The sequence below is a fragment of the Enterococcus sp. AZ091 genome (assembly GCF_051714805.1).
Classification (GTDB): domain Bacteria; phylum Bacillota; class Bacilli; order Lactobacillales; family Enterococcaceae; genus Enterococcus_D; species Enterococcus_D gallinarum.
On the sequence record NZ_JBIOSO010000002.1, the window covers coordinates 319,229 to 333,148 of the forward strand.

11 protein-coding genes are annotated in these 13,920 nt (G+C 41.6%); 10 read left to right on the forward strand and 1 reads right to left on the reverse strand.

The genetic code is table 11. The features are described 5' to 3' along the window. Positions 1 to 4: 4 nt before the first annotated feature. The 6 genes from IGJ28_RS13995 (at position 5) to IGJ28_RS14020 (ending at position 7,951) form a co-directional block, all read left to right on the forward strand. The gene (locus tag IGJ28_RS13995; protein ID WP_252711544.1) at positions 5 to 934 is read left to right on the forward strand and encodes a carbohydrate ABC transporter permease; all 930 of its coding nucleotides are present in this window, start codon (positions 5 to 7) and stop codon (positions 932 to 934) included. Then, positions 931 to 1,761 (forward strand): carbohydrate ABC transporter permease, encoded by an 831-nt coding sequence (locus IGJ28_RS14000; protein ID WP_003125619.1) that lies wholly within the window; start codon positions 931 to 933, stop codon positions 1,759 to 1,761. Before IGJ28_RS13995 ends, IGJ28_RS14000 begins: the two co-directional genes overlap by 4 nt. A 41-nt stretch (positions 1,762 to 1,802) precedes the next feature. Beyond that, the gene (locus tag IGJ28_RS14005) at positions 1,803 to 3,596 is read left to right on the forward strand and encodes a glycoside hydrolase family 2 protein (RefSeq protein WP_252711543.1); all 1,794 of its coding nucleotides are present in this window, start codon (positions 1,803 to 1,805) and stop codon (positions 3,594 to 3,596) included. A 171-nt stretch (positions 3,597 to 3,767) separates the two neighbouring features. After that, positions 3,768 to 4,850, forward strand: coding sequence for a dipeptide epimerase (locus IGJ28_RS14010; protein WP_003125621.1), 1,083 nt, complete (start codon positions 3,768 to 3,770; stop codon positions 4,848 to 4,850). Positions 4,851 to 4,852: 2 nt separating this feature from the next. Next, on the forward strand, positions 4,853 to 6,274 hold the full coding sequence (locus IGJ28_RS14015; protein ID WP_252711784.1) for a transglutaminase-like domain-containing protein: 1,422 nt from the start codon (positions 4,853 to 4,855) through the stop codon (positions 6,272 to 6,274). A 33-nt stretch (positions 6,275 to 6,307) separates the two neighbouring features. Next, the gene (locus IGJ28_RS14020; RefSeq protein ID WP_252711542.1) at positions 6,308 to 7,951 is read left to right on the forward strand and encodes a peptide ABC transporter substrate-binding protein; all 1,644 of its coding nucleotides are present in this window, start codon (positions 6,308 to 6,310) and stop codon (positions 7,949 to 7,951) included. 70 nt (positions 7,952 to 8,021) lie between these two features. Here the strand turns inward: IGJ28_RS14020 and IGJ28_RS14025 are convergent, their stop codons facing one another. Then, positions 8,022 to 8,957, reverse strand: a complete 936-nt coding sequence (locus IGJ28_RS14025) for a response regulator transcription factor (RefSeq protein ID WP_155853053.1) — start codon at positions 8,955 to 8,957, stop codon at positions 8,022 to 8,024. 270 nt (positions 8,958 to 9,227) lie between these two features. Between IGJ28_RS14025 and ptcA the strand changes: the two genes are divergently transcribed. The 4 genes from ptcA (at position 9,228) to arcC (ending at position 13,889) form a co-directional block, all read left to right on the forward strand. Further along, on the forward strand, positions 9,228 to 10,256 hold the full coding sequence (gene ptcA / locus IGJ28_RS14030) for a putrescine carbamoyltransferase (protein ID WP_176332949.1): 1,029 nt from the start codon (positions 9,228 to 9,230) through the stop codon (positions 10,254 to 10,256). Positions 10,257 to 10,479: 223 nt separating this feature from the next. Next, positions 10,480 to 11,898 (forward strand): APC family permease, encoded by a 1,419-nt coding sequence (locus IGJ28_RS14035; protein WP_438845456.1) that lies wholly within the window; start codon positions 10,480 to 10,482, stop codon positions 11,896 to 11,898. Then, positions 11,852 to 12,949, forward strand: a complete 1,098-nt coding sequence (aguA, locus tag IGJ28_RS14040) for an agmatine deiminase (RefSeq protein WP_081132132.1) — start codon at positions 11,852 to 11,854, stop codon at positions 12,947 to 12,949. The genes IGJ28_RS14035 and aguA overlap by 47 nt, the downstream gene beginning before the upstream one ends. A 10-nt stretch (positions 12,950 to 12,959) precedes the next feature. Beyond that, entirely contained in the window at positions 12,960 to 13,889 is a 930-nt protein-coding gene (gene arcC / locus IGJ28_RS14045; RefSeq protein ID WP_252711541.1) for a carbamate kinase, read from the forward strand. The last annotated feature ends 31 nt before the right edge of the window (positions 13,890 to 13,920 follow it).

Genomic DNA, 13,920 nt, shown 5'->3' on the forward strand with positions numbered 1-13,920 from the left:
AGGAATGATCACACTTAAAACAGATGGACAATCTAAAAAGAAACAATATGATTTACACAAAGAAGAGAATCGTGCAGGGTATGCTTTTGCAGCCCCTGCAATTCTCGGATTATTGATTTTTACCATCATCCCCATGATCGTTAGTCTGATTCTTAGTTTTACAGATTATAATGTCATCGGTGATTTCAAATTTACCGGCATCGATAACTACCGTACGATTTTTATGGATGATCTGTTTTTCAAAAAATCGGTGGTTGTGACATTCACCTTTGCTTTTGGCAGTACGTTAAGTAGTTTGATCGCTGCACTAGTGATCGCATTGTTGATGAATGTCAAAGTTCGAGGACAGGCATTTTTTCGAACATTGTTCTACTTGCCGGTGGTAGTTCCAGCGGTGGCTTCAAACATTTTATGGATGTGGTTATTCAACCCGGATTTTGGCTTGCTGAATTCTGTTTTGCAATTTTTCCATTTGCCGCCGTCTAACTGGATTTTTGATGAACAAACAGCGATCCCATCTTTGATTTTAATGGCCGTATGGGGATGTGGTGGTACCGCTCTGGTTTTCTTAGCTGGGCTGCAGGATGTTCCCCAAGTCCTAATGGAGGCTGTGGAAGTAGATGGCGGCAATTGGCGCCATAAATTTTTGTATGTGACATTGCCAGCCATCTCGCCCATCATTTTCTTTAACTTGGTGATGGGGTTGATTGGGTCTTTCCAGACATTCTCGCAAGCATACATTATGACTGGAGGCGGCCCCAATAATGCGACCTTGTTTTACGCATTGTTGATCTACCGCAAAGCATTCCAAGAAAATCAGTTTGGTTATGCATCCGCATTAGCATGGATCCTATTTGTGATTATTGGTTTGTTTACGATGCTGGTTTTTGGTACGGCAAAAAATTGGGTGTATTATGGAGGGCAAGAAAAATGACCATGAGAAAAGCAAAATACATGATGTATGTTCCATTAGTGGTGATTGGACTGATCTCATTGGTTCCATTTTTATGGCTAGTACGCAGCTCGTTTATGGATTCCTATGAAATTTTTGAGTTCCCCCCTAAGTGGCTGCCTGATCAATTATTATTTTCTAACTACGCAGATGTCTTTCAAGTTTTGGATCTAAAGACCTATCTCGTTAACACGTTTTTGATTATTATTCCCTGCATTATCGGGAATGTCTTTACTTCTTGCTTATGCGGTTACGCATTTGGCCGCTTGAACTTTAAATACAAGAATATGTGGTTTGCGATGGTCATTGCGACAATGATGCTTCCAGGTGCAGTGACGTTGATTCCGACATTTATGATGTGGAATAAATTAGGATTTGTAAATTCCTTTGTACCTTTGATCGCCCCAGCCTTTTTTGGCGGTGGTGGGTTCAATGTCTTTTTGATGCGACAATTTTTTGCTGGTATCCCAAAAGAATTAGATGAAGCGGCGATCCTGGATGGTGCAACCCACTGGCAGATTTTTTATAAGATCATGCTTCCGTTAGTTAAACCTGCCATGATGGTTGTAGGATTTTTTACGTTTATGAATACTTGGAATGATTTTTTTGGCCCCTTGATTTACTTGAATGATCCTAGCAAACAAACATTAGCTCTCGGATTATTGCAACTAAAAGGGCAATTTTCTTCTCAATGGAATATCATGATGGCGGCTTCTACATTAATGACGATTCCTGCGTTAGTCTTGTTTTTCTTCGGTCAAAAGTATTTCATTCAAGGAATCAGTCTTACTTCTGGAAGCAAAGGCTAGTTTGCCTCGTAATAAAAAAATTTGAAAAGGAAAGGACGACTATGAACAGACCAGAATATCCGCGCCCACAATTTGAACGAAGGAAATGGCTGAATTTAAACGGTAAGTGGCAATTTGATTTTACCGACAACTTAGAGGAACAACAGCCACAAGCATTGACACAGATGATCGAAGTTCCTTATGTCTTTCAGTCCAAGCAAAGTGGAATTGAAATCAAAAGCTTTCATGACGGTGTTTGGTATCAGCGAGAGTTGATGGTGCCAGATACTTGGCAAGACAAACGTTTATTGTTACATTTCGGCGCTGTCGATTACCAATGCTGGGTCTACATCAACCATCAGTTAGTAGGGGAACACATTGGCGGACACACCTCATTTTCTTTTGATGTGACTCACTATTTGACCTTTGACAAAGATCTGCTCACACTAAAGGTCTTTGATCCATCAACAGATGAAGAAATACCAAGAGGCAAGCAATATTGGCAGGAACATTCTGCTGCTATCTGGTATACCCGAACAACGGGTATCTGGCAGACGGTGTGGTTGGAGGCAGTTGACAAAAACGGCTATTTAGAAAAGGTCTTTTATACCAGTGAGTTTGATCGGGGATCCGTAGAGATCGCCTATCATTATGCTGGTGATTTGACGGATAAAGAATTGTGTACCAGAATTTATTACGGCGAAGAGCTGATCGTTTCTGATCGCCAGCAGTTGACCGAGCACCAGTTCACACGCTCTTACAGTCTATTCAATCAAAAGATCGACCGCAGTGACTTTCACGGTCGCGGATGGACTTGGACTCCAGAGACCCCGAATCTCTTTGATGTCGTCTTTGATGTTTGGTCACAAGGAAAGTGTATCGATACCGTTAAAAGCTATTTTGGCATGCGAAAAATTCATATTCAAGATGGCATGGTCCACTTAAATAACCGCCCGTATTATCAGAAACTAGTGTTGGATCAGGGCTACTGGCCCACAAGTCTCATGACAGCTCCTACAGATGAAGATTACAAGAAAGATATTGAATTAGCCAAAACAATGGGCTTCAACGGCTGTCGCAAACATCAAAAAGTAGAGGACCCCCGTTTTTTGTTTTGGGCAGATCAGTTAGGATTCATTGTTTGGGGAGAATGTGCCTCACCGAGTGTTTATACACGAGCTAGCGGGGGGAAAGTGATGGCTGAATGGCAAGAGATCATCGACCGTGACTACAATCATCCTTGTATCACAACTTGGGTACCGATCAATGAAAGCTGGGGGGTACCGAACATTAGTGTCGATCGTCAGCAACAGCATTTTTCGCAGGCGATTTATCACTTGATCCATTCTTTAGATCCTACTCGATTGGTTATCTCAAATGATGGCTGGGAGATGACAGAAAGTGATATTTGTGGGATTCACAGCTATGTTCATGGAACGAAAGAAGAACTGGAGAAATACGACCATTTTGTGGCGAGTTTGCGAACAAAAGATACGATTTTAGCTTCTGAACCCAATCGCAGAAAAATTTATTGTCCAGGATTTCAACATCAAGATGTTCCTATCTTGTTAACAGAATTTGGCGGGATCGGCTATGATACAGGGGCTCAAGGCTGGGGATATACCAATGCAGCTAATGAAGCAGAGTTTATTCAGGACTATCAGCGGGTGATTGGTGCTGTCTATCAGTCAGAAATTCTTCACGGCTTTTGTTATACGCAGTTGACGGATGTGGAGCAGGAAAAAAACGGTTTGTTAACAGCTGATCGACAACCAAAGTGTCCGCTTGATACAATCAAACAAATCAATGATCGTTGGCATCCGACGATTATTAATAAAATACAATTATCTGATTAAAAGAGCAAATTTTTGCTCTTTTTTTGTTATTAAATTTACTGCTCAAAGGAGATAAGTTGGTAGAGTTATGCATAATCTGTATAAAAATAAAATTCAGAAAATTCAGAAAAAGTGTTGAAAAGAAAAAAACGGAATGATATAGTCAGTTTTAAGTTAGAGGGGGGAATGAAGATGAAAATTGAACGTGTGGAAATTGCTGCAAATAAAATGATGCTGCGCAAGCCATTTAAAATTGCATTAGGCGTTATTACTGAGGTCAGCAATTTGACCATTAAAGTGATCACTGACACAGGGGACTTTGGGATCGGTGAGGCAACACCTGAACCCTTAGTGACAGGGGAGACACTTGAAGGCTGTGAAGCTGCTCTAAAGTTATTGGCTGATGCATTAACTGGAGAAGATCCACGGCAATTAAGCCGGATCCATAGCATCATGAACCAGTGCATGAAAGGCAATGGGTCTGCCAAAGCAGCTCTCGATATGGCTTGCTATGATCTATTGGGAAAAAGTACAGGACTTCCTTTGTATCAGCTTTTAGGCGGTCAGGATAACCAAGTAGAGACAGATATGACGATTTCCATCGATACTCCAGAAGTGATGGCAGAGAATGCTCAATTGTTTGTGGAACAAGGATTTACTGCACTGAAGATCAAAGTCGGATTGGATGAGAAAGACGATATTGAACGAGTAAAACAAATTCGGGCAGCTGTCGGTCCAGCCATCGAATTGAGAATTGATGCCAACCAAGGTTGGCGGGCAAAGCAGGCAATAAAAATGATTGAACAGTTGCAGAAATATGATATCGCTTTTTTTGAGCAACCAACACCTGCTAGTGACATTGATGGATTAGCCTTTATCAGAACTCAAGTCAACCAACAGATCATGGCAGATGAAGCGGCATTTGTACCTCAAGATGCGTTATCATTGATCAAAAAAGATGCAGTAGATGCTGTCAATATCAAATTGATGAAATGTGGCGGCATCTATCCAGCGTTACAGATCAATAGTATTTGCGAAGCTGCGAATATCCCTTGTATGGTAGGTTGTATGGCAGGGGAGACCAATATTAGTATCGCAGCGGCAGCTCACTTTGTTGCTGCACAAAAAAATGTTCGTTTCGCTGACCTCGACGCGACGTTTGATTTAGCAGTTCTTGCGTATGAAGGGGTTGTTGGTACAGAAAAAACACCGGTGATTCAACTTAATGAAGCGGCTGGATTAGGCGTTAAACAAAAAGAGGAGGTGGCGCAGTGAGTATGGATCCTAATGATCTATCCAATCTAGTGGTTCCTTTGCCAGAAGACATTCAACGAGCCAAAGATTTTGGTGATTTTTCTTTAACACGTAGACTCATTCATCAGAAGCTGAACAATGCCCGTATCAGTGAAGTCTTAAAAGATCGTTTGCAAACGGAATTAAAGGTTTTGACTGTTTTTGAAGCAAAGCAATATCCCTATGAAGAAACGAAAGCTCTGGAGATGATGCAACAGTCCTTTGTCGATTTTCAGCGAGAAGAACTGGATCGCTTAGTGGAAGCAGGAGAGGTTGAATGGATCTACTTGAACGGCAAAAAAGTTTTCCATGAACGCTTTATTGCTAATCTCGTTAAGACGCGCTCAGACTATTATACGCGCTATTTATTTGAGGAAGAAAACGGAATTGACAGTGCCCGACAAGTAGAACTGGATGAGAATGTAGAAAAAATGAAACAACTCGGACAAAGGACTACTCGAATCGTTTTGAAACAATCACTTAGACCACTAACAACGCTTAATAAAGAAGACGGTCCTTTCTTGACGCACATTCCTTTGCCTCGAGACACTGGAAAGGTAGCAAATGCCAAGATTCTTCAGACAAAAGGAGAGGTCAAGCAGATTGATCCCTTCGCTGCACCACAGCGAACGATCGCATTTGAAACCAACGACCCTTCCTCAATTGAAGCGACTGTGGAACACAGCTATGAATTGACGGCTGTTTATACGGATTTATTCCAGTTGTTGGATGAGCAAACCATGATTCGTGAGTTGACTGAGTCGGAAAAAAACGCATTTGCATCAGCGCTCAATGAATTCGCTCCCCATATTCAATTTACGCCTTTTCTACAGCAATTATTGCAGGAAATTTTGCCGGAAGCAAAAAATCCCTTGGAACGTGCGTATGCGATTTATCATTTTGTGACCACCAAAGTGACCTATTCATTTATGCGAGAATATTATGCGATTCCGAATATCAGTGAGTACTGCGCAGTCAATCAGAAAGGAGACTGCGGGGTTCAAGCACTTTTATTTATCACTTTGTGTCGTATGGCGAATATCCCAGCTGAATGGGAGTCGGGTTTATATGTTTCAGAATTTTTTGTGGGCCCTCATGACTGGGCGCGCTTCTATCTACCAGAGTACGGTTGGCTTTATGTAGATGTTTCGTTTGGGGGCAGCGCATTTCGAGGGGGAAATGAAGAGCGCTGGCGTTATTATTTTGGAAACCTAGATATTTTTCGCTTACCTGCTAATAACTGTATTCAAGGGGGATTTACCGTAGCGAAGCAATTCTTACGAGCAGACCCCATCGACAATCAGCGGGGAGAATTTGAGTCTGCCAAGAAAGGCTACCGATATGATGAGCTGGATTGGCAAGCTGAATTGATTGAGATGACGATTTTAGAAAAAGCGCTTCGATAAGCGGTTGGGACGCATGTAAAAAGGAGGACGTAAATGAGGAATAAAGGAAAAAAAAGAATGATGTTTTTGTTGGTTGTTGCTAGCGTCATTGGTTTTTCAGGTTGTAGTTATCAGAAAGAATCTAAAGCGACTGCCCAAGCGAGCAGTGTGGTCAATTTGATGGAACAAAGCGAAATCGGATCGATGGATACACTCTCTACACAAGATACGGCAAGTATCAATGCTCAAGTCAATGTCTTTGATGGATTGTATCAAATCGATGACACCAATAAGGTCGCACCGGCTATCGCCAAAGATTTCCCCAACATATCCGACGATGGTCTGACTTACACGATCACGTTGAGAGAAGATGCTACTTGGAGTAATGGGGAGTCAGTGACGGCTAAAGATTTTATTTATGCTTGGCAACGGCTAGCCACGCCAGCCAATCAAGCAAACTACATGTTTTTATTGGACGGTACATTTAAAAATGGCACCGAAATCATCAATGGGGAAAAAGACCCTTCTGAACTAGGTGCGAAAGCTACGGATGAGTACACGATCGAGATCCAATTGGAACAGCCAGTTCCTTATTTGACTTCGATATTGGCCTTTACTCCATTTTTTCCACAAAATGAAGCTTTTGTCACCGAAAAAGGGGATGCTTATGGCACATCAAGTGAAAATATTTTAACTAATGGCCCCTTTTTGATGAAAAATTGGGATCAAGCTTCCTCTACATGGGATTTGGAAAAAAATGAAGACTACTACAATCGTGATGCCATCAAACTGGAGAATATCCATTATGAAGTGATCAAAGAAGCTGTTACAGGATATAATCTTTTCAACGAAGGACAGTTGGATATGGCGGATATTTATGGGGAATACGTGAAGCAAAATGCCGCTAACGAAGAACTACAGACGGTGCTGACCTCTTATATCCACTATTTCAAGATGAATCAGAAAAGAGATGGTAAAGATACGATCTTTGCCAATGAAAATGTCCGAAAAGCCGTTTATTATGCGATTGATAAAGAAGCTTTAGTCAAAGATGTCTTATCGGATGGATCAGAAGCAATCAATGGGTTTATTCCGAATAACTTTGTCTTCAATCCGGAAACTGGCAAAGATTTTCGAGAAGATGCGCCTCTCGAAGGACCGGATAAAGCCACTGCACTCGCTTACTGGCAAAAAGCCACTGCTGATATTGGGGATAAGATCTCCATCGAGATGTTAACCAAAGACACTGATGCAGATAAAAAAGTGGCTGAATTCATCCAGGATCAGTTACAGACAGTCTTACCGGGCTTGACCGTTGAAATCAAGTCTGTCCCATTGAATAATTCGATTGAATTGACACGAAAAAGCGATTACGAGTTAGCTATCGGAACATGGGGACCAGATTATCAAGACCCGATGACGTACCTTTACAATCTCGTTTCACCGAATAACACGAATTATGAAAATAAAGACTATGACCAGTTGATTGCTGATAGCAATACGACCTATGCCAATGATTTAGCGACACGTTGGGATACGATGATCAAAGCAGAAAAACTATTAGTAGAAGAAACCGCCGGGATTGTCCCAATCTACCAAAGAGCTCGTAGTATTATGGTCAATCCTTCCCTGAAAGGTGTGTACTATCCAACTTTCGGACCGTCAACGATCATCAAGTATGCATATATGGAAGAATAAGCCGTTCAGAGCAATGAATGACTGGTTTTTAAACTTTAAAAGGCCTGGAAGCGATCCTTCCAGGTCTTTTTTAGGCAGCTGCCTCATGGGTCTCTTTGTACTTTTCAAAAAGAATCATAATTTGCGTGCGTTTTTTTATCTCAAGTTTGATAAAAATGTTATGAACATGGGTTTTGACCGTTCCCAATGAAAGAAAGAGCTGATCGGCGATTTCCTGATTGGTTTGATGGGACAACAGCAACGCAAAGATTTCCGTTTCTCGTTGGGTAAACTGATGAATACGGCAAAAGTTTTGAATCAAGAGAGAGGCGTCTTGCTCTTGCGGTTTTTCTTCCTGTGGTTGGCGTTCTTTGATAAAGAAGTGCAGTAATAATATACAAACAACAATCGAAAAGATATCCTCTGAAATACTGCGATTATAAATCTTTGTCGCTAACGAGCTGTACTGGTCGACATTGAAAATCACGAAGCTATCTTCAATTATGATCAAAATACTAAAGAAGAGATTGATGATCATCAACTGTTTTAAATAGTGTTTGTTCAGTAGAGGGAGCTTCTTTTTGGTCCCTTGCCAACAATAAATTCCTAGATAAAAAAGGAAGAGTTGATTACCCAGATAATAGAGCCAAACTTTAAATGCTGAGTTTTCCATCAGTGGGGTCGTAATCATCCAAATGGCCAAAACGATCAATAGCGTATAATGAAGGGGAGAGAGTTTTTCTTTGCGTAGTTCGGCAAGAATAGAAATGGAGAAAAAGGCATTTCCCATAAATATAATAGTTTTAACTGCTGGTGCACTCATAAATGCCTGATCATAACTTTGGGCAAAGGAATTGAGAAATTCCGTCATATAAATAATTGTATTGTCAAAAATAAAGAATGCCAGATACAAACTAATCCAAAGAAATAATTTGTTTTTTTCTTTTAAGTAAGAATAAATAGCAAAAGTCATCGTGATTGAATATAGAATGATCAATAAAATATTGTATATAAAAATAGCTATCATATTGAATCCCCTTTCAATTTTTCTTACACCAATTTTCTTATCCTAATTATAACACCATTTGTTTTTTCTTTACTTTTAATTCCGCTAAACTTTCCTCTAAACTTTTGTAAACCCTTGGAAAATAACTGGTTTATATCCAAAAATAAACTTGTCCTCAGCAAGTATAGAATAAGTGTGATAACGTTTACAGCTAATAGCTTATCGTAAACTCCGCCTTTTTTACCTAAAGTGAAGATGCAAAAGCAAACAAATCACTTAGGAGGTTTCATTATGGGAAAAAGAGATTTTATTACAACGGAAAATTACACGAAGGAGGAGATCCAACAAATCGTTGACCTGTCATTGAAAATCAAAGCGGCCATCAAAAATGGTTATTACCCCCCTTTACTAAAGAACAAAGTATTAGGGATGATTTTCCAACAATCATCTACCAGAACGCGGGTTTCTTTTGAAACAGCAATGACACAATTAGGAGGGCATGCAGAATATCTCGCACCAGGACAAATTCAATTGGGTGGTCATGAAACGATAGAAGACACAAGCCGTGTTCTTTCTCGTTTAGTTGACATTTTGATGGCTCGCGTGGAACGGCATCATAGTGTGTATGACTTAGCAACGAATGCCACGATCCCAGTTATTAATGGTATGTCTGACTTCAACCATCCAACGCAGGAACTTGGCGATCTTTGCACCATGATCGAACATCTTCCAGCAGGCAAAAAAATCGAAGACTGCAAGATTTCCTTTATTGGTGATGCCACACAAGTCTGTTTCTCTTTAGGATTGATTGCAACAAAAATGGGGATGGAATTCGTTCAATTTGGTCCAGAAGGGTTCCAGTTAAACGAAGACCATCGCGCACGATTAGACGCGATTTGTAAAGATTCTGGCGGTTCCTATACGATATCGGATCAAATCGATGTGATCGAAGGTTCGGATTTTGTTTATACAGATGTTTGGTATGGACTGTATGAAGCAGAATTATCAGAAGAGGAACGCATGCGTATTTTTTACCCTAAATACCAAGTGAACGCTGACTTGATGAAACGCGCTGGTGAACAAGCGAAATTTATGCACTGCTTACCTGCCACTCGTGGAGAAGAAGTCACAGATGAGGTCATGGATGGACCAAACTCGATCTGTTTTGATGAAGCAGAAAACCGGTTAACGTCGATTCGCGGTCTCTTAGTGTACTTGATGCGGGATTATGCGGATAAAAATCCAATCGACGAGACCAAAAAAGCAGCGGCTGAAAAAGACTTGGAAGTTTTGTTAGATGAAACTAGACGCAAGAGATGAGGAAAGGAAATAGTCTGCGTATCAAGGGGATGCGTGAAGACTGTTTTGGTTCTTGAGGAGGGGCCAACGAACTGTGAATCGATTCTTTTGAGCGGAAGCTCGTTCTAATAATCTCGCAGCTTATGTGCTGAACTGGGATTCACGAGAGAGAAATCCGCTAGTTGCAAGAATCCTTCAATCGTTGGTCAACCCTTATTCCCTTGTACCGGAAAGGAAGAAAACAATGGGAGAAAAGAAAAAATTTAGTTTGATGAGTGCTATCTTATCGGTTATTTGTGTTGTATTTGTGGCAGAAGCGGCTGCACCGGTAGCAGCAATCGGAAATTCACAGTTTTTTTGGTGGATCTTTCTATTGGTTGCGTTCCTTTTGCCCTATGGGTTAATCTCATCAGAATTAGGAACAACGTATATTGGTGATGGCGGTATTTATGATTGGGTGACACAAGCTTTCGGTCATCGCTGGGGTTCTCGGGTTTCTTGGTACTACTGGATCAATTATCCATTATGGTTAGCCTCTCTAGCCGTAGTCTGTCCTGACTTGTTGACGACTATCACAGGTCGTGAATTTTCCACGGTGGCTGCTATCGTAATCGAACTGATTTTTATATGGGTCATCGTTTGGATCAGTTTTTATCCGGTCAGTGACAGTGTGTGGATTTTGAATGGGGCAGCAGTGATCAAGATGCTGTTAGCAATCTTGATTGGTGGCTTAGGTCTCTATACGGCCCTTACCAAAGGTGTTGCGAATGAGTTCACTCTTTCTTCGATGCTGCCAAGCTTCAATTTGAATAGTTTGTCTTTTATCTCGGTAATCATTTTTAACTTATTAGGATTCGAAGTGATTTGTACATTTGCAAGTGACATGGAAAACCCTAAGAAGCAAATTCCTCAATCGATCATTGCCGGTGGACTGGTGATTGCCGCCATTTACATTTTTTCTGCTTTCGGGATCGGTGTAGCGATTCCTACGGATCAAATCAGTACCGGCAGTGGATTGATGGATAGTTTTAAATTATTGACAGGATCAACAGGCGGCTGGTTCATTATTTCGATGGCCTTTTTGTTCTTGCTGACATTGTTTGGCAACATGATTTCTTGGTCGTTAGGGGTCAATAATACTACTTGCTATGCGGCCGAAAATGGCGATATGCCGAAAGTATTTGCCAAACGCAGCAAAAAAAATGGCATGCCCACTGGTGCGGCAATTATGAATGGTATCGTTGCTTCTATCGTCGTCGTCATCGCCCCAATTTTACCAAATCAAGATTTATTCTGGGCATTTTTCTCACTGAACCTAGTAATGTTCCTACTATCGTATGTCCCTGTGTTTCCTGCGTTTTATAAATTACGTAAAATTGATCCAGACACACCTCGACCTTTCAAGGTGAGCGGCAGCGATTTGTTCTTGAAGGTATTAGTCGCACTACCGATGATCATGATCGTGATCTCATTGATTTTCACAGCGCTTCCTTTGCAATTTGACGCTGAATCACTGAGTCAGCAATTACCAATCACGATTGGAGCAATTGTATTTGCCCTCGTTGGTGAAGCCATTATCTGGATCAAAAAAATCAAAAAAGAAGGAGTGCTGTATCATGGCGAAACGAATCGAAAAGACCACACCGAAACAAGACGGGTTTAGAATGCCCGGAGAGTTTGAACCACAAGAGAAAGTATGGATGATTTGGCCAGAGCGCCCGGATAACTGGCGTGATGGGGGCAAACCAGCTCAAGAAGCATTTGCTGAAGTTGCAAAAGCGATCAGCAAATTCACGCCAATGAATGTGGTCGTGTCGCAACAACAATATCAAAACTGCCGTCGTCAATTGCCTGCAGACATCACTGTCTATGAAATGTCTAATAACGATGCATGGATTCGTGACTGTGGTCCTAGCTTTGTCATCAACGACAAAGGCGAATTACGAGGCAATGACTGGGGATTTAATGCTTGGGGCGGATTAGTCGATGGCTTGTATTTTCCTTGGGATCAAGATGATTTAGTTGCTCAAAAGATCTGTGAGATCGAGCATGTGGATTCTTATCGGACGGAAGGGTTTATTTTAGAAGGGGGATCCTTCCATGTCGATGGGGAAGGCACTGTGTTAACGACGGAGATGTGTTTGTTGAGTGATGGCCGGAACCCCCATATGACAAAAGCAGAAATCGAACAAAAATTATGCGACTACTTGAACTGTGAGAAGGTCCTTTGGTTAGCTGACGGGATCGATCCGGAAGAAACCAATGGACATGTGGATGACGTGGCATGTTTTGTACGTCCTGGAGAAGTGGCTTGTATCTATACTGAAGATAAAAACAGCCCATTTTATGAAGCGGCTCAAGCTGCATACAAGCGTTTGAATGAAATGACCGATGCCAAAGGCCGCAAATTAAAAGTTCATAAGCTTTGCTGCCCAGTAGAAAATGTCACGATCAATGGGGATTTCAAGATTGATTACGTAGAAGGAACCATGCCGCGAGAAGATGGCGACATTTGTATTGCTTCTTATATGAACTTTCTAATTACAAACAATGGTGTGATCGTTCCTCAATACGGAGACGAAAATGATGCGCGGGCACTTGAAGAAATAGCAGAGATTTTCCCAGATAAAGAAGTTGTGGGCGTAAATACAGTTGAGATCGTATACGGTGGCGGGAATATTCACTGTATCACGCAACAACAACCGCAAAGATAGGAGGAGACGTATGTCAAAAATTGTCATCGCTTTAGGCGGAAATGCTTTAGGCGACTCTGCGCACGAACAATTGACCAAAGCCCAAGTGGCAGCAAAATCGATTACTGATCTAATCAGTGACGGCCATCACGTGGTGATTGCTCACGGGAATGGTCCTCAAGTTGGCAAAATTCGCTTAGCATTTGAGGAAACCAGCAAAACGCAAGAAGACGTCATGCCATTTCCTGAATGCACAGCTATGAGTCAAGGGTACATCGGTTACCATTTGCAACAAGCGATTGATGAAGAGCTTGTTTCTCGCGGGTTGGAAAATATTCCGGGCGTCTCCATGCTGACGCAAGTGGTGGTCGATCCAGCTGATCCAGCTTTTACGAATCCAACGAAACCAATCGGTGGCTACTATAGTGAAGCTAAGGCTCAGCAATTAATGACTGAAAGCGGCGACACTTATATAGAAGATGCAGGCCGAGGTTGGCGTCGGGTCGTTCCTTCTCCTAAACCAGTGGACATTTATGAAAAAATCAGTCTAAAAACATTAGTAGATGCAGGTCAAGTGGTGATTGCATGTGGCGGAGGCGGCATACCAGTGGTTTATGAAGGCACTCGCTATAAAGGAGTTGACGCGGTGATTGACAAAGACTTTGCTGCAGCCAAGATGGCGGCACTGATCGATGCGGATATCTTTATTATCTTAACCGCTGTTGACCAAGTCTTTGTCAACTATGGTCAACCAGATCAACGAGGATTGACAACAGCCACTGTCGCTGAAATGCAAACGTACATTGACCAAAATCAATTTGCACCTGGTAGTATGTTGCCAAAAGTGGAAGCAGCGATCGCATTTGCTGCTTCCAAGGATGGGCGTCAAGCAGTGATCGCTTCATTGGAAAAAGCGGCGGAAACTTTAGCTGGCAATAGTGGTACGACAATTCAGCTTTAAGTGAAGGAAAGACATTTGGTGAACACACCAA